The sequence below is a fragment of the Prosthecobacter fusiformis genome (assembly GCF_004364345.1).
GTDB classification, from domain to species: domain Bacteria; phylum Verrucomicrobiota; class Verrucomicrobiia; order Verrucomicrobiales; family Verrucomicrobiaceae; genus Prosthecobacter; species Prosthecobacter fusiformis.
On sequence record NZ_SOCA01000002.1, the window covers coordinates 683,538 to 700,640 of the forward strand.

Consider the following 17,103-nt stretch of genomic DNA (forward strand, 5'->3'; position numbering starts at 1 on the left):
GCCATTAGGCTGGCTTTCGTTATGGATGCATCATGACGCCGGACTTTTTGAATGTCTCACGCCGCCAGTTCTTTGCCGAGTCTGGAATGACTTTGGGAGCGGCTGCTTTGAGCTCGATGCTGGCTCGGGATCTGCCAGCAGCGCAGGCGAGTCTGATCGGGCAGCCGGGGCCGCATTTTGCGCCCAAGGCCAAGCAGGTCATCTACCTGCACATGATCGGGGCACCGTCCCAATTGGATCTGTTTGATTACAAACCTGTTCTGCAAAAACATGACGGTCAAATGTGCCCTCCAGAATTGCTCAAGGGTAAACGCTTCGCCTTCATCGGCGGAGAGATGACCCTTGCTGGATCTCCGTACGAATTCAAAAAGCATGGGCAAAGTGGTCAGGAGATGTCCGAGCTGCTGCCGCACCTGGCGACGGTGGCTGATGAGATCTGCCTGCTCAAAGGCATGCATACCAATGAGATCAATCATGCCCCGGCGCAGATGTTTCTGCATACGGGCTTTGGGCAGGGCGGGCGTCCCAGCATGGGGGCGTGGGTGACGTATGGGCTGGGCAGTGACAATCGTGACATGCCTTCTTATGTCGTGCTGCTTTCCGGGCCTCCAGGTGGGGCGGGTACCACGCTTTGGAGCACTGGCTTTCTGCCCAGTGTTTATCAAGGGGTACAGTTCCGGGGGACAGGTGAGCCGGTCCTGTTTCTGAACAATCCTAAAGGGCATAGCCGTGCGGATCGCCGACATGTGCTGGATGCAGTGCGTGCCCTCAACGAGCAGCAGCTTGGTCTGGTGGGTGACCCTGAAATCTCCACCCGCATCAGCCAGTACGAAATGGCCTATCGGATGCAGGCCAGTGTGCCTGAGCTGATGGATATTTCCCAGGAATCTCAAGCCACGCTGGACATGTATGGTGCCCAGCCTGGAAAGGCCTCCTTTGCCAATAACTGCCTGCTGGCCCGCCGTCTGGTGGAGCGCGGAGTGCGCATGGTGCAGCTCTATGATTCCGACTGGGATCACCATGGCGGTTTGGATAAACGCCTGCGTGCCAAGACCAAAGATGTGGACCAAGGGATGGCTGCGCTTGTGCGGGATCTGAAGCAGCGAGGTTTGCTCGATGAGACGTTGGTCGTATGGGGCGGGGAGTTTGGGCGTACGCCGTTGAGACAGGGTACCAATGGCAATGGTCAGAAACTTTCCGGTGGCCGCGACCATCACAAAGATGCCTATACCATGTGGATGGCCGGTGGCGGGGTGAAAGGAGGCATTACCCATGGCCGGACGGATGAGATGGGCTTCAATGTCATCGAAGGCGGCGTGCATACGCATGATCTGAATGCGACGCTTCTGCACCTTCTTGGGCTGGATCATGAGCGGTTGACCTTCCGGTATCAGGGACGTGACTTCCGCCTGACGGATGTGCATGGCGAGGTGGTAAAAGGCATCCTTGTTTAGGCTTGGGGTTGTCATCACGGCCAAGCTCGGTTTATCGTTAGTGATGCCTTGCAAAGTTGAGACTTACGCAGACAGCCCCGATAGCCGGGAGGAACTGATTTCGTTCCTCGCCCGGCAGTTCTCGGAGGTGGCTGACTTGTCTCTGTGGAGGAGGCGGCTGGCGCACTGGTGGGATGAAAACCCATGTGCAGCGGATGTCCCCCATCGTGGCTGGGTGCTTCGTCATGAGGACCGGCTGGTTGGCTTTTTGGGGGTTATTCCGGCCCTGTATGCGTATCAGGGAAAACCGGTCACGAGTTTGATCGCCACTAGCTGGGTCGTGGAGAAGGAGCATCGGAACAGTGCGGTGCCGATGGCGATTCACCTGCAAAGACTGGGGCGTACGCATCTGCTGCTGGATACCACTCCGAGCCTGGAGGTACAGTCCATCATCTCCCGGGGCGGATGGGTCGGGGAGACGCGGGTCAGGCGTATATTGGTGCTGCTGGGACTGCCGGGCCGACTGGTGGCGAGGTATCGAGGGCGGGGCTGGCCTGTATTGTCCGCAGGCCGCCGTATAACGACGGATATCCATGTGGTATCCGGGGTGGTGCGGCCCTGGCAGCGGGAGGACCGGATCGAGAAGTGGAACTCCCTGGAGTCCCTGCGCTGGTATGCGGCGGGTCCGGCACGAAAGCATCTGTTTATCGGAGCGGTGGATGCGGAAGGTATGCTGACATCCTATCTCTGGCTGACGCCGAGGCGGCGTATGGGTCTGGCCTGCTTGAGCCTGCTGGAGGCTTTCTCCACAGAGGCGGACGATATGGAACTGGAGGCGCTGGTCGGGGTTTTGGTCCGCCGGGAGGTGGACTTGCCCGGGCCGAAGGCGGCGCTGATGTCGCTGCTGGCTTTTCCTCAGGACCCGCGCTGGGCGGGGGTGCCGGGGATGGCTCAAGAGGAGGCACATGTCTGTCATTTCCACTTCTCCCCACCGGCCTTGCTTAATAAGCCCAAGCATACGGTCATGGCCGAAGGTGACTTTGGCCTGTGACTGCATACGGGTTGAGAAGGGGGTGAGGGGACAGCTTATTCCTGGCTGAGCATGGCTTTAAGACCAGCGAACATACTAGTGGTCTCCTCAACAGACGGAGCCTCTTTCATGTGTTTGGTATAGTCCATCTCATCCACATAGGTGCGGTCCAGCTCGTCCAGGAAAGGGCTGGGGAGCTCGGCCTGACGCTGGCCCCATTTGGTACGGTAACGTACGTAACTGATGGTTAGGCGCTGGCGGGCGCGGGTGATGCCGACGTAGAAGAGACGGCGTTCTTCATCCACGCGGTTTTCATCATAGCTGCGCTTGTGGGGAAGGATGCCTTTTTCCAGACCGGGGAGATAGACGATGGGGAATTCGAGACCCTTGCTGGCGTGCAGGGTGATGAGGCAGACGCCCTTTTTCTTTTCGATGTCGTCCTTGTCCTCGCGCTCGTCATTGAGGCAGACTTCATCCAAAAAGCCGCCCAAGCCGTCCTTGCGGTTACGCTCCTGGTAATTGCTGAGCTGGGTGAGAAACAGGGACAGGCCGTGCTCCCAAGCGTGAAACTCCTCCGGCTTTTTGGAGAGCTTTTGCAGATATTCCATGTATTCGACTTCCTTCAGCAGGGCCTCGGTCATGGTGACGAGATCAGTGCCCTGGCTGCCGGATGTGGCGGCGGAGGTGGAGTATTTGGAAATGATGTCTGTGAACTGGCGCACGGCAGTGCGGGCCTTTTCAGGGATCATTCGCAGGAACTCGGGATCGCACAGGGCCACCCAGATGCTGTACTGCTTTTCCATGCTGCGGTCACGGGCCAATTCGGCGGTGGTGTTGCCGATGCCGCGTGAGGGGGTATTCAGGATGCGCAGCAAGGAGATGTCATCGTGCGGATTGTGCAGCACGGTCAGGTAGCTGAGGGTGTCCTTAATCTCGCGCCGGTCAAAGAAGCTGCGGGCACCGACCACGCGATAGGGAATCTTGCGGGCGCGGAAGGCCTGCTCGAGCATGCGGCTCTGCTCATTGGTGCGGAAGAGAACGGCAAAGGATTCCCAGGGTTCCTTGTTGGAATAAAAGGCGGTTTCCACTTCCTTGGAGATCATCTCGGCCTCCTCCACATCTTCCTCGGTGGCGATGAGGCGGACGAGGTCGTTGCCTTTGTTGCGGCTCCAGAGGGTCTTGACGCGGCGACCGATGTTGTTGGTGATGAGGCTGTTCGCCGTATGAAGAATGGGCGTGGTGGAGCGGTAGTTTTCCTCCAGCTTGATCACCGTGGGATTGGGGAAGAAGTTTTCGAACTCGGTGATGTTGGTGATCTCGGCACCGCGCCAGCCGTAGATGGACTGGTCGTCATCGCCCACCACGCAGACGTTGTAGGGAGGGGGTGTGAGGGCGCGCAGGAGACGCATCTGGAGGGAGTTCGTATCCTGGAACTCATCCACCATGATGTATTTGTGCCGCTCGTAAAGGATCTCGCGGACGACGGCATTGTCCTCCAGCAGCTTGACTCCGAGGCAGAGTAGGTCATCGAAGTCCATGGCGTTGAGGGCACGCATTTCATCCGCGTATTTTTCCGCGACGGCCGGGATGAGGTCCTTGGTGGGATCGCCCAGATCTTCGTCGTTGTTCTTGGCCTTGCTGATGCGGGAGAGGGCCACCTGCGGGTCCATGTTTTCCTCCTTGATGAGGAGGCCCTTGAGCACCCGTTTCATGAGGCTGATCTGGTCGCCTTGGGAATAGATGACGAAGTTCTTTTTATAGCCGACGTATTCGGCGAACTCGCGCAGGAGCTTGGCGCAAAAGGCGTGGAAGGTCCCCAGGACGACCTTTTTCCCAGCAGAGCCACGGACCATGTCCTTCACACGCTCGCGCATTTCGGCAGCGGCCTTGTTGGTGAAGGTGACGGAAAGGATGTTCTCCGGCTTGATGCCTTCATTGACCATGTGGGCGATGCGGGCCGTGACAACACGTGTTTTGCCCGTCCCGGCCCCGGCGAGGATCAAAAGGGGGCCGTGGATATGTGTCGCAGCTTCGCGCTGCTGGGGATTGAGAGTGCCAGTGAATCCGCTCATGAAAGGTGTCTGACTGGATTTGGACGGGCAGGGGAGGGATGCAAGAGGAGGTTTACGATCGCCGCGCGATTGGTGCGGGGAGACGGGGGAATGGGAGGTGGGGGAGTTTTAGACAGGATTTCAGGATGGGCAGGATTTACAGGACAGTTGTTGAGTGGTTTATAGTGGGGGGGGAAATCGTTGGTATGGATTTTATATCTATAATGGTTGTTTGGTTTCCGCCAAGATGGGGATGATTTTGATTTTTCCCCATTTGGGGATTTTTAGGTGTAAAACGTTGATATTCAATGATTTGCGCGTGGGGATTGGTTTCCCCATGATTTCCCCGCAGCTCCCCGTGGGGATTTTTGGGGATGGGGCAGGGGAATGATCATGGTGGAACTGTCGGCGCATTATTTTTGGAAAAGATCCAAGGCGACCCTGATGAAAGCAAGGGAGTACGTGCCCGACTTGGGCTATGTGGGGTGGATAGTGAGTGCGGTGTCTCGCCCTTACAGGGCTCTTGGCAACTGCGGGGGTGTCGTGCCTCTCTTCCCAGGGCTGTGCTCGCTTAGGCTCGTTTGCCCTGGGCTGCGTTGCCTCGCCCCTTTGGGGCTGATGTGGGATGCGTATACCACAGCATGGTGAACTCGGCTTTGATCACGCAATGTACTCACGGAACAGGCCGCCGAAGAGGGCGCTGATGAGCCAGTAGTTGCCGTCGAGGGCGAAGCGTTGGCCTGTGTAGAGGACGATGGCGTAGGGGGTGCCCTGGTAATAGAAGAAGAGGCCTTCGTGCTGGTAATCGGCGTAGTTGCCGGTTTTGCCGCCGAGGTAGGTGACTTCGGCGGGGAGGTATTTGTGGCCGATGCCGTATTGGTTGCGGCGCATGGCTTCCAGCATGAGCTCGCAACCGTGATCGAGGCGGTAGTTGACGCAGCGTTCGAAGAATTCGGCGTAGTAGCGGGGGGACTGGGCGTTTTCGCGCAGGGGGACGTCGGGGAGGCTGTATTTGGCCTCGAAGGTCTGCTCGTTGTCGTGTGAGATGCGGGCGAGGAGGGCCATCCAGGAGGCGTTGATGCTGAGATCGCAGACGTTGACGATGTGCTGAAATTCCTCGCGGGTGAGGCGTCCGGCGCGGGCATCCAGGAGGACGGCAGAAAGGGCGGGCTTGGGCATGGAGCAGCCGTTCATGACGAGATCGGCCTGGTGCTCGGCGAGGTAGGTTCCTGTGGCGAGGTTTTTGACGGCGTAACCGATGCGGGGGTCCCTTTTGCTACGGGTGTAACCGTGCTGGAGGTGATTCGTCCAGGCGAGGCCGAAGGCGGGCTTGGGGGCGCAGCGGAAGCTGGCACCGGAGACGAGGAAGGTCTGCTGGTATTCCCTGAGGGCGAGGGTGCGGCGGGCTCCACCTGAAAGGAAGGGGGTGCCACCACCTGCGGGGGCGAAGACGAGGCCGGTGCGGCTGACCTCACTGAGGGGAGGTAGGGCGCAGCCGGTGAGGAGGGCCGAGGAGAGGCCGAGTGCGTTTTTCAGCAGGTGACGGCGTTTCATGGCGGGCATGATGAGCCAGTTCAGACGAGGTTGGACGGGGTGACAAGTGCAGAGCCTGAAGTTTGTTTATGACGGGTCTGGTTAGTCGGGTCGGATTTGGTGAGTTTGGGAAATGGGGGCGCGATGGAGGATCAGGCACCGTTTCCGGTAACCTTCTGGGGGGCGGCGTATGGACTTCGCACGTTCAGGATCCAGCCGGATACTTTTGCGAAGGTGGACGGGAGATGTGGAGGCTGCGGTGTGCGCAAAACACATCCAACCTACAGTCCGGCAGTCAAGCGGGGCCAGCTTACTAGTTCTTCCGGCGGCGGTGAAGAGTGAGGGAGAGAAGCGCGAGAAGGAGAAGGAGGGCGCGGGATGGCTCAGGAACGACGACGAGGACGCCGTGGCTGAGGAAGAGACTGGTGTCCCAACCAAGGCCGGAGGAGAGCTGGAAAAGTTTGAGGTCCTGGTTGGTCTCAAGGCCGGTCTGGTAACGGGGGCCGACGTTGAAGCTGTTATTGGTTAGGCCAAGGAGGGTGCTCCAGTCGAGGAAGTTGAAGACGTCGCCAAAGTTACCGGTGTAATTGTCAGCCGCGATGATGGTGATGCCGCCATTAGCATTGAGGGTGAGGCCGTCGGTGACGCTGATGAGATCATGGCCGGTGGCTGCACCGGTCATGAAGGTGCTGTGGGCGGTGGGGATGTTATTCACCCAGGTGGCGAGGTCGCTGCCACTGAGGGAGGAGGCGGCATTGCGGGTGGTGGCACCAGCCTGGAGGGTGGCGCGGTCCAGGCGGGTGGTATTGCCGGAGAGTACGAGGTTGCCTGCAATGTTGAGGGTGCCGGTGAGATCTCCGACGGTGTTTGCGCTGGCGGCGGTGGCGTTCAGGCTGGAGGCTCCGGGACGGAGGGTGCCGTTAGAATTGACGCTGCCGATGTTGCTGCCCACGGTGAGGGTGCCGCCCGTTACTTTGAGGGTACCTGTTCCGGAGATGACTGCATCACTGGTGTAGGAGGATGCGGTGCGCGGGGTGAAGTCAAGGGTCGTATCGGTAGCGAGATTGAACCAGGCGGCGTCGTCCATGGTGCCGGTGCCATGGAGGGCGAGGGTGCCTTCGGTGAGGCGGACGGTGCCTGTATTGACGTTGGTGCCATGCAGGGCGAGGGTGCCAGTGCCTTCCTTGGTGAAGGAGCCGGTGCCGGTGAATAAGGCATCCGTTTGGAAGGTGGCGGTGCGTCCGGTATCGACAGTGTATGCGCGGAGGGCGGGATTGGTGGCGGAGCCGCTGCCATTGAGGCTGATGGTGACGTTTTGGTTAGTCTGATTGGCCCCGGCGATGTTTTGGAGGGTGCCTCCCTGCCAGTTCCAAGTGGCCGTGCCATTGCCTTTGCTGAGGTCCATGAAACGGATGGTGGAGGTGCCGGACTGGGTGATGGTGCCTTGAGTGTTGACGTTATTGTTGGTCCCTGAGGAGTAGTTGGGGTCGGCCATGCGGATGGTGGTAGCCTCAATGAGACCTGTACCGACGGTGAGGGTTCCGCGTCCATAGCCGTTGGTGCCAGTGGAATTGACAACACTGACGCGTCCGAGGAGGAGGAGATTGAGTTTCATGTCCACGGTTGAAGCACCGGTGAGGTTGAGTGTTGAAACGTTGTTTGTGCCGGTATTGGTCGTGCTGTCATTGTCGCCAATGAAGAGGTTGGCAGCAGTGCTGCCGCCCTGCTGGCCACGAAGGGTGAAGGACCCGCCGTTGCCGATAGTGACGTTACCCGATGCGCGGGCACCGCCGATGACAAAAGTGTCAGTATTGATGGTGGTAATGCCGGTGCCGAGGTTTATTGAGGAAGGACTACCGGTGTTGTTGACCGAAATCGGACTGTGGCCGACGATAATTTTGCCTGCGGTGATGTCGTTCAGTGCATTTGAAAGAGTCAGGATGCCGGCAGAGGTGCGAGTAGCGTCAGGGACGAGACCATAGTAGCTCCCAAGTTCAATGCTGCTGACATTGATATTAACTGAACTTGCGTTACTAAAATTGACCGTGCCGGTGGTGTTGGAGGTGCTTTTGCCAGAGCTGGTGTCGCGATAGCCAATGAGGATGAAGTCATCCCCTTCGCCGTTGCCAATGTTGACGGCTCCGCCGCTGACAGTGAGTGTGGCGGTGACGCCGGTGGTGTCGCCAAGGTTGCCATAAGCTCCGGCAACAACAAGCTGCTGTACATTAAGACCACTGGTAATGGTGGAAGAAATGGTGCCGCCGACGCCTCTGCTGGCAAGGTAAAGGCCTTCCATGGTATCCGGGGCGATGGTCTGGAAGTTCATGGCACCCTGGGTGATGAGTGTGGTGCCCGTGTAAGTGGGGGCGGAACTAAGAGTGAGGGTGCCAGTGCCGACTTTCGTGAGGCCGCCAGGGCCGTTTCCGCCAACGGGGCCAGCTAGAGTGACGTTGTTGCTTCCCACATCGAAAGTACTGCCCGCCGAGGTAATGCTGCCGCCAACACTGGTGACTGAGGCTGCGGCTGGGGTAAGATAGACGGAAGAGCCAAGAAGCTGGACGGTGCGGCTGGAGGCAGTGATGTCGGTGGTGTTCCCCGCAGCCCAACGCAGTGTGCCGCCGGAAAGACGGAGGCTACCGCTGCCGAGCGTGCCTGTGGTCTGGCCGAACTCAAGCACGCCTTCATTGATGGTGGTGGTGCCGGTGTATGTATTGCTGCCGCCCAGCACGAGGGTACCACCGCCGGATTTGGTGAGGCTGGTGGCTCCACCGTTGTCAGCAATGGCGGAATTTACCGTGAGGGTGGCGGAGGCTGGGGATGCGAGAGAGGAGGTGACGAAGACCACAAGTTCATCCGCTGTGCCTGCACTGGTGCCAGCCAGGATCTGGCTGAAGCCACCGAGGGTGGCGTCGTTTTCAGTGGCTCCGGCGGTAAACAGGAGTGCGCCACTGGTGAGTGTGAGGGTGCCTGTGCCGGTGAATGCTAGCGGAGAGGTACCCGCGTTATTGACAATGCGGAGGGCATTGAATGTTTTTTCCGTGAGATTTAAGGCGCTGGCGTTGAGGCTGAGATTGGTGGTGGCCCCTGCGGTACCGTAGTCGGTGGCGTATTCGGTTTCAGACAGAGGGCGGAGACCGAGGGTGGTGGCATAGGTGAGAAAAGAGCTGCCGACGCCGGTGACGCTGTTTTCTCCGATACCATAGGGGAGGATTTTGAGCGTGGTGACGCTGGATGTCTGGAGGGCGGAAGTGCTGGCACCGATGAGGGCGTCATTGATAGCCGCAGGAGTGGTAAAGGTAAGGCGAGAGGCCAGGGCAACTGAATTGGCAACGGCGGTGCCAGCGAGGTTGTTGCCTCGCACAAGGAGAGTAGAGCCATTGCTGCGTGAGAACGATGCGCTGCTGGCCCCAAAGATGAGGGAAGTCGTGGCTGCGGTGCTGCTTGTGACTTCCATCGTGTTAGACAGGGTGATGGTATTGGCACCACCTGCGAGACTGAGTGTGCCAGCGGTCTCAGCACGTGAACCATTGACTATGCTGGAGACACTGAGTCCGTCCCGAGTCGTGCCTTCGAGAAGGACGGCGGTGGCATCTCCGAGTTTGTTTTCAGATGTGCTATTGCTTTGAATAGAGGTAAAGGAACCGCCGCGAAGGCGAAGCTGACTGATTTCAGAGAATGCTGTGCCAGATTCAAGGGCGATGATGGATCCTCCTTCAATATCGAGATTTCCCGAGAATGAGTGGGCATTGGTGGAGAGGGTAAGCGTCCGGTTGCCGCGCTTGGTGATGGTTCCAGTTCCGGTAAAATTGCCGCGGAATTCGGTGTCCAGTGTCTGGTTGAGAATGAGATGCCCATTGTTTCCCAGACTGACCTCACCTGGACCCGTGGTCTGATTGCTGTCTATACTCTCGTTGCCTCCAGACAAGTTGCCGATCCCCTCTTTGCTACCGTTCAGATTCAGGCGGGCTCCGCTGCTGGTCATATTGTCGCCGGTGGCGAGGACGGTATTGCGAAAATCATTGATGGCATTGCCGCCAGAGACCTGAACATTGCCCTGGATGAGGAGGCTTCCGGAATAAGTATTGGAACCGGAAAGCTCAGTGAGACCGCTTCCCACAACAGTGATGTTTTGGGTAGCTGTAAGAGGCGTATTACTACCGCCTATGTTCGCTGAGATGTCTAGTTTGGCTGTGGAGTGATTGGTGATGATAAGATCATTGGTGGCATTGGTAGCACTGTTTTGAGTGAGGATCTGCCCGCCTTCGATGGTGGTATCCGCCGTGACGTTTTTGCTGAGGAGAATGGCGGATGAAGTGAGGGTGAGTGCTTGGGCGTTGTTATCGATGGTGAAGGTGCCGCCTGCAGGATCGTCGAGGATAAGGGAGGCGATGGAGGGGGTAACAAGGGTGCCGGTGGGGGTGCCATTGAGGATGATATTTTCACCGGTAGCCCAGAGGCTTTTGTCGTTTTGGGTGGTTCCGGCGAGGGCGACGATCTCATTGCCATTGCGGGTGGCCCACCGGGTACCGTTAATGGTGGCCCAGCCGCCGAGGAAACCAGCGCTGTTGTTGGTCACACCGCCTCCGACGATGAGATGAGTTTTGGAGGTGTCATTGCTGCGGATGTCCAGAGCACCACCGGTGCGGGTGATGCCATTGGTGAGAGTAAAAGTGAGGTCCTGACCACCGTTGCTGACGAGAGAGAGGATATTGCTGCCACTGGAGATGGCAAGGGAATGAGTAGTCTCGGAGGTGGCATTGGTGCTGTGGCTGCGCAGTTCCAGATGGCCGCCGCGCAATCCGGTAGCGGCGGAATTTGAAAGTTTGTTGTCGCCATTCTTGAGGCTGTAATCGAGGATGAGTTTACCGCGATCAATATTGGTGGCCCCCGTGTAGGTATTGGCACCCTGCATCATGAGCGTGCCGATAGATAGCTTGGTCAAGGTACCGGTGCTGTCTCCATTGATGATGCCAATGGTAACAAGAAGGTCGATTTCGGATTCACTGTCATTGATGACGAAGTTTCTACTGCCATTCAAAGACATGGTGGCGGCAAAGGCGTCACCCGTGGATGTGATCATTGCACCATCACTTGATGTTTGGACATAGACGTTTGTCGTGCGGTAATTGATGGCTGCTGCCGTATTATCCAGAGTGAGGGTGCCGAATCCGTTGGAACCAGCAGCCGCACCGGAGTTCCCGAAAACGGTTTGGCCGCTCGCGGTGTTGGAATTTTTGAGGATGACTTCACCTGCAAGGATGCGGAAATTATTCGTGAAACTGTTTGCTCCAGAGAGGGTGAGGGTGCCAAGGCCGTCTTTAGTGATGCCTCCGACGCCTGAAATGACTCCCTTCACTTCAGGATTGAGTCCTTCTGCGACGTTCAAGGTGAGGATGTAGGCAGAGGTATTGTGAGTGGTGGCAATATTTCCAAAGGTAACAGGACCCGTGGTGGTAATATTGAGAGTACGGGTGTTGGAACTGGTGATGTTACCTGTGAAGGCAAATCCGCCGGTGCCGCTGAGCGTCATCGTCCGAGTGGTGGCAGTGCCGAAAGTGAGATTTCCAGCGACGGTAAATAGGCTGTTGCTCTGGTTGTCCCAAGTCTGGGTGGTATTGATGGAGAGGCTGGAATTCAGCGTGTGAGCGGCTGCACCAGAATCAATGGTGAGCCCTGATGTCCCTAGCGTGAGAGTGTAGTCATTGAGTGTGCCCAGGGTAATGGCGGTGCTGGAATTGCCATTGAAACGGAGTCCCGCCAGGGAAGTGTTGGCACCCAGCGTGGCGATTTGGTGCGTGAGCGGGGTATTGGCGTTGAAGAAGGCAATGTCGCTGGACCCCGGTATGGCGGTCGCGGCCGTGGTGCGGCCTATGGTGGTCCACCAGTTGCCCAGGGTCTGGAAGGAGTTGTTTACATCACCACCCCAGTAAAGATTCGCCGCAGGTGAATGCGTGGTAACGGCTGAAAGGAAAAGCAGGGGAATGAGATAGGCGCGCAATGTCATGGGGGGAAGACAATGTAAATACGGGAGTCGAGTCCGTAACGGTGGCCTTTTCTCTATTCAACCCTTGAGATGCAGGGAGAAGATTTTTTATCGGTATCCTTTATCCTCATGGAGGGTCGTAACGGTGCAATTTGCAAACACCTAAGGTTAGGGCATGAGGTAATTAGAGACCAGCGGGAGGCGGTGTGGGTTTTTAAATTTTCGCGAGCGGGGCACAAAATTTCTTGTGTTTTCTGGTTTCAGGGTTGATAGTCTGGTCTTGTTGAATTCTTGTTCGTGAGAATTTAGTATTCAATAAGCATGCTAATTTATGGATTCTATGGAATTAGCTTGCGCTTACCTTTGGAGTTGATTACCTTTCACGCAGATATTCAAAATCTTTCGCTCAGCCAGACTTTCAGCTCCCACTTTATGTCCACCCCACTTCAACCTGAAATCAAGGATCACGCTAAACTGGCTGATTTTATCCTCTTCAGTCAGCGTGAGTTTTTGCTTAACCTTTCGAAGGAGCTGAACCGTGACAATATCTCTTTTGCGCAGTTTTTCCTGCTGAGCTATCTGGCCTCTTCTAAAGAGCTGACGATGACAGACATTGCCCGTAAAATGGGGCATTCGACAGCGGCGGCGACAGGATTGGTGGATCGGTTAGAGAAGCTGGGATACATGGAGCGGACACACGCGATTGATGACCGCCGCAAGGTGATGGTGCGTGTGACGTCAAAAGGACTGGACCTGGTGAGCCGCCTGCGGGATGAGCTTCAGCATCAGATCGCTGAGGCGATGACTGAGACCGATGCTACTGATGCGGCATCTTTTATGACTTCCTACCGGACGATGGATACGAGCATGGCCAGCCGTTAATTGAGCCAGCGAGTTGATTTTCAAATTTTGGCGCACGGAGCGAGTTTGCTTCGTGCGCCTTTTTCTTTCTGTGCCAGGATCCGCTCATGGATGATTCTTTGTGGATGACTTTTCCTCTGCTGGAGGCGTTGCCTGATTTTCAGCATCGCTTTATACTGCGGCACCCGACAATACCTGTGGATGCTGAGCGTGCCCAGGTGGTGGAGAGGTTGTGGGAATGGCATCGGCAGCAGGCGGTGGAGATGGGATTTGATGGGCAGGCACTCTGTACCGCTGAGCAGGTGCACGGGGCCGAAGTGGCGGTGGTGAATGAACCACTGAAGGACGCTATACCCGGAGTGGACGGGCTGATCACCCGTACTTCGGGGCTGGTTTTGGGAATCTATGTGGCGGATTGTGGAGCTGTCTTCCTGGCGGACCCGGTGACGGGTGCGTATGGAATCGTGCATTCAGGGAAGAAGGGATCTGAACTGGGGATCGCAGCTGTGGCGATCCAGAAAATGGTGGAACATTTTGGGTCTGATCCGGCGAATATCCGGGTGCAGGTGGGGCCATGTATACGCCCTCCTGCTTATGAGGTGGATTTTGCCGCAGGTATTCGCCAAAGCTGCCTCGCTGCGGGGATTTTGCCCGAGCACTATGAAGACTGCGGTGTATGCACATCCTCAGACTTGCAGCGTTTCTATTCTTATCGGATGGAAAAAGGCCGCACGGGACGCTTGCTAGCGCTGATGGGGCGCCTGGCGGTATAATTTCAACCAACCTTTATTGTGGAGCTATCCTCACCTGCAAAGATCAACTTATGGCTGCGTGTCTTGGGACGCAGATCTGATGGATTTCATGAAGTCGAGACGCGACTTTGCAAAATCGGGATTGCCGATACGGTACAAATTGATCTTTTAGGAAGTGGAAATGATGTGGAGCTTACGTGCAATGTGCCAGGGATTCCGTTGGATGAAAGCAATCTGGTGATGAAGGCGCTGCGCGCTTTTGAGCAAAAGACACGGCAGACACGATCCTGGCGAATCCATTTGGAAAAGCGGATTCCATCCGGTGCTGGACTGGGAGGCGGCAGCAGTAATGCGGCAGTGGTATTGCGTGCGGTGAATGAGCTATGTGGAAATCCGCTGAAATTGGTAGATTTACTAAAGATCGCCGGAGGCATTGGTGCGGATGTTCCCTGTTTTCTGCTTGATACACCTGCGGCGGATGGATCGGGTCGTGGGGAGCAGGTAACAGGGGTGGAATTTCCCTGGAAGCTACCCCTGGTGCTGATCAAACCGGCATTTCCGATCCCGACACCTTGGGCTTACCAGCACTGGAAGGATTCAAAAGAATTGCGCGGGGTATTGTATGGGCCGCAAATTTGCCCCTGGGGGGAAATGGTGAATGGGCTGGAGCGGCCCGTATTTGAGAAATACAGGCTGTTACCGGCCTTGAAAACTTGGCTGTTGAGCCAAAAAGGGGTGACGGCTGCACTCATGTCCGGCTCAGGATCGACGATGTTTGCGATCACTAAATCGGGTGCGGAGGCGGGAGCGCTCGCTGAAGAGGCGAGGCGCTGGTGTGGTGAGACTGCCTGGGTGCAGGCGACTGAGACGCTAAGTTCTATCGAGAATCCGGCGTAAAAAACAATTGGGGCCGGACGGCTCCCGATTCCGTCCGACCCCTTTTTGTTTGCATCAACCTCAACACTGCCTGTGTTTCCACAGGGGTGATGACAACAACCAATCACTCTCAAGACAGCTTTGGGGGACTACTCCCGCCATCACTGTTGATAGTTTAGATTCTCCTGCGTGGAGGATGTTGAAAGAAAGTGATTTTTTTATCCTGTTTTTTTCACAGGGTTATTTGAGTGTTGAGGATGAGGGGATTATGTAAAGGAGGGCGGCTTTCTTCTCCTCTTGAATGAAGCGACTGGGGGCGCATGGTGCCGTTGAGGCTGGTTGAAATGACACGATTTGCTTCCCCCCTAATTGCCATGTCTTATCCGACAGCTCTGAACGAGATCATTCAACTCTTCGAATTCCTGCCTGAGGCGGAGAGGCGTGATTTGTTGATCAATTATTCTGAGGCTGTGGCCGGTTACGCTCGAAATGAGGAGAGCTGCTATGATCTGGAGGATGTGCGTAAAGATGAGGAATGCACGGATACGGTGGGTGTGTTCCTGCGGGTGGATGATGCGGAACGGGTGTCTTTTGCCATTGAACTAGGGCCAAAGGTACAAACGCTGACCAAGGCGATGACGGTCATCCTCTGCCGAGGGCTAAATGGCAGTACGCTAGCTGAAGTATTGGCTGTGCCTGCGGACTTTGTGCCGCGCATCATCGGTGCTGACCTAGTGAGGCTGCGCAGCCAGACAGTTTATTACGTGCTCGGCAGGATGAAGAAGGCGGCGAAAATGTATGTGGAACAAAATCTGTAGGCCTAACATTAAATGTGGCTGCCTTTTTTCCTGACTTGAAGGACGGGTTTGAATCTGGTGAGGAACTGATCTTCAGCCTCAATATTGCCGATGAGGAAGATGCGTCCAGAAAGGGGCAACTGATAGTCCGCCGGCGGATTGATGACGCGTTGACCATCATCTTCTACGGCAATGATGGTGCAGCCTGTCTGGGAGCGCACTTGGAGCTCGCTGATCTTTTTCCCTGCCATGGAAGGCGGGATTTCAGCGGGGAAAACGTTGACGCCTTCAGCTAAAAGGAGGTGGTCTGAACCCCGGAGGATGTTGAGGATGGTGTTGGCCCCCATGGCAGCATAAGAGAGGACAAGATCTGCGCCCGCACGCAGGAGCGTGGGAACATTGCGATCCATCGTACTGCGGGTGAGGATCTGCCAATTGCTGCGCAAACGGCGAAAGAAAATGGTGAGGGCGACATTGGTGTCATCATCATGAGTTGTGATGATGAGAGTGGTGGCCTCACGGGCAAAGGCTTGTTTGAGCACATCCATCTCAAGGGCGTCGCCGATAACGGCATCGGGGATGGTTTTGACGCGCTCCGGCATTTTTTCAATGAGGCTGATGGAGCAGACGTCCATCTCACGCAAGGCGTGGTAGGTGGCCCGGCCGACACGGCCACCGCCGATGATGAGGACCCGCGGTTTATCCACTGAATGGGTGGTGAAGGTGGCATTGAACCTGGCCAGTTGTTCCTTGGTGCCGGCCACGACAAACAAGGTCTGTGCGGTGATGAGCTTGTCCGGCTCAGCGATCTCGAGACAGCCGTGATTCCAGGTGCCGATGATGCTGGCCCCTGTGAGGGCACGGATACGGCTTTGGGAAAGGGTGCTGCCGACGAGGGAGGTGCCCGCCGCCGAAGCTTCAGCAATCATTAGGCCGTAGATGTTGCCAATCACGTGAGCATCTGAATCGCGAATACTGATGCGGCGGGCGAGTGTGTTGCCCATGACCTCTTCAAGCCTAAGGGCGAGGGTGACGCCGGCGAGTTCAAGCACATCCCTTGAAGCATTGGAGGCTGCGGATGCGACGATGGGCATGTGGGGCACCAGTTCACGGGCAGTGAAGGTGACGTTTACATTGATCATGTCACTCCGGGTGGTGACAAGCATAGCCGCTTTCTCGATGCGCATCTTGCGGTAGGTTTCGGGATCATCCAGATCACCCACTGCGGATTTGATGCCACGCTCGCCCAGCTCCAGGGCCTCCGCGAGGGTGGGGCAGAGGACCACATAAGGATGCCCGTATTTCTGAAGCATCGGAATGAGTGCGCTGGCCACGGCATCATACGCGGTGAGGATGACGTGGTGTTCCATCGTCTCCGGTAGCTCACGGGGGGCTTTGGAAGCGGCCTGTGCCCGCATCCAGGGCGCATAGAAAAATTCGATAAAAGTAAACGGCAGCAGGACCAGCATGAAGATGACGCCGGTAACAAGGACCACGATGGAAAAGAAGCGGCCGATGTCCCCGGCAAAGGTGATGTCTCCAAAACCCAGCGTGGTCATGACGGTGAGTGTCCAATACAAGCCAGTGACCCACGAATGGTGCTGGCCTTCCCTCTCCATGAGGAGATGAAAGACGACCGTGAAGCCGACAATCAGCCCGAGCAAGACCAGGAGCAGCTTCACCAGTGCCTGCAGATTGGTGCGGCTGGTGCGATCCTGCAGGATGGTGGCGATGACAGAGAAGAGGCCCTTCATGAAGGGCTTATCTTCTGCTGCGTTATCTAATCA

At 56.7% G+C, this 17,103-nt stretch carries 10 protein-coding genes; 6 read left to right on the forward strand and 4 right to left on the reverse strand.

The features are described 5' to 3' along the window. Positions 1-32: 32 nt before the first annotated feature. Both EI77_RS08675 and EI77_RS08680 read left to right on the forward strand, forming a co-directional pair. Positions 33-1,454, forward strand: coding sequence for a DUF1501 domain-containing protein (locus EI77_RS08675; RefSeq protein ID WP_133794723.1), 1,422 nt, complete (start codon positions 33-35; stop codon positions 1,452-1,454). 43 nt (positions 1,455-1,497) lie between these two features. Further along, positions 1,498-2,484: a hypothetical protein gene (locus tag EI77_RS08680; RefSeq protein ID WP_133794725.1), complete on the forward strand. Its 987-nt coding sequence runs from the start codon at positions 1,498-1,500 to the stop codon at positions 2,482-2,484. Positions 2,485-2,519: 35 nt separating this feature from the next. Here EI77_RS08680 and EI77_RS08685 read toward each other — a convergent pair whose 3' ends face one another. The 3 genes from EI77_RS08685 to EI77_RS08695 form a co-directional block, all read right to left on the reverse strand. Further along, positions 2,520-4,535, reverse strand: coding sequence for an ATP-dependent helicase (locus tag EI77_RS08685; RefSeq protein ID WP_133794727.1), 2,016 nt, complete (start codon positions 4,533-4,535; stop codon positions 2,520-2,522). Between the two features lie 639 nt (positions 4,536-5,174). Next, on the reverse strand, positions 5,175-6,068 hold the full coding sequence (locus tag EI77_RS08690) for a serine hydrolase (protein WP_166647132.1): 894 nt from the start codon (positions 6,066-6,068) through the stop codon (positions 5,175-5,177). Positions 6,069-6,360: 292 nt separating this feature from the next. Then, on the reverse strand, positions 6,361-12,051 hold the full coding sequence (locus EI77_RS08695; RefSeq protein ID WP_133794731.1) for a beta strand repeat-containing protein: 5,691 nt from the start codon (positions 12,049-12,051) through the stop codon (positions 6,361-6,363). Between the two features lie 411 nt (positions 12,052-12,462). Here EI77_RS08695 and EI77_RS08700 point away from each other — a divergent pair, with 411 nt between their 5' ends. From EI77_RS08700 to EI77_RS08715, 4 genes are all read left to right on the forward strand, one after another. Then, positions 12,463-12,912, forward strand: a complete 450-nt coding sequence (locus EI77_RS08700) for a MarR family winged helix-turn-helix transcriptional regulator (protein ID WP_133794733.1) — start codon at positions 12,463-12,465, stop codon at positions 12,910-12,912. Positions 12,913-12,998: 86 nt separating this feature from the next. Then, positions 12,999-13,664 carry a purine nucleoside phosphorylase YfiH/LACC1 family protein gene (locus EI77_RS08705; RefSeq protein WP_243838727.1) on the forward strand — a complete coding sequence of 222 codons (666 nt, stop codon included), beginning with the start codon at positions 12,999-13,001 and terminating at the stop codon, positions 13,662-13,664. Between the two features lie 18 nt (positions 13,665-13,682). Further along, positions 13,683-14,540, forward strand: coding sequence for a 4-(cytidine 5'-diphospho)-2-C-methyl-D-erythritol kinase (gene ispE / locus EI77_RS08710; protein ID WP_243838729.1), 858 nt, complete (start codon positions 13,683-13,685; stop codon positions 14,538-14,540). A gap of 353 nt (positions 14,541-14,893) precedes the next feature. Continuing rightward, on the forward strand, positions 14,894-15,337 hold the full coding sequence (locus tag EI77_RS08715; RefSeq protein ID WP_133794737.1) for a SufE family protein: 444 nt from the start codon (positions 14,894-14,896) through the stop codon (positions 15,335-15,337). Between the two features lie 8 nt (positions 15,338-15,345). Here the strand turns inward: EI77_RS08715 and EI77_RS08720 are convergent, their stop codons facing one another. Continuing rightward, the gene (locus EI77_RS08720; RefSeq protein WP_133794739.1) at positions 15,346-17,070 is read right to left on the reverse strand and encodes a potassium channel family protein; all 1,725 of its coding nucleotides are present in this window, start codon (positions 17,068-17,070) and stop codon (positions 15,346-15,348) included. Positions 17,071-17,103: the final 33 nt, after the last annotated feature.

What these genes read in the sequence shown, in the direction of transcription:
- EI77_RS08690 (WP_166647132.1), bottom strand. Translation starts at nt 6,068, where the DNA reads ATGAAACGCCGTCACCTGCTGAAAAACGCACTCGGCCTCTCCTCGGCC.
- EI77_RS08680 (WP_133794725.1), top strand. Translation starts at nt 1,498, where the DNA reads ATGCCTTGCAAAGTTGAGACTTACGCAGACAGCCCCGATAGCCGGGAG.
- EI77_RS08700 (WP_133794733.1), top strand. Translation starts at nt 12,463, where the DNA reads ATGTCCACCCCACTTCAACCTGAAATCAAGGATCACGCTAAACTGGCT.
- EI77_RS08720 (WP_133794739.1), bottom strand. Translation starts at nt 17,070, where the DNA reads ATGAAGGGCCTCTTCTCTGTCATCGCCACCATCCTGCAGGATCGCACC.
- EI77_RS08705 (WP_243838727.1), top strand. Translation starts at nt 12,999, where the DNA reads ATGGATGATTCTTTGTGGATGACTTTTCCTCTGCTGGAGGCGTTGCCT.
- EI77_RS08715 (WP_133794737.1), top strand. Translation starts at nt 14,894, where the DNA reads ATGTCTTATCCGACAGCTCTGAACGAGATCATTCAACTCTTCGAATTC.
- EI77_RS08695 (WP_133794731.1), bottom strand. Translation starts at nt 12,051, where the DNA reads ATGACATTGCGCGCCTATCTCATTCCCCTGCTTTTCCTTTCAGCCGTT.
- EI77_RS08685 (WP_133794727.1), bottom strand. Translation starts at nt 4,535, where the DNA reads ATGAGCGGATTCACTGGCACTCTCAATCCCCAGCAGCGCGAAGCTGCG.
- EI77_RS08675 (WP_133794723.1), top strand. Translation starts at nt 33, where the DNA reads ATGACGCCGGACTTTTTGAATGTCTCACGCCGCCAGTTCTTTGCCGAG.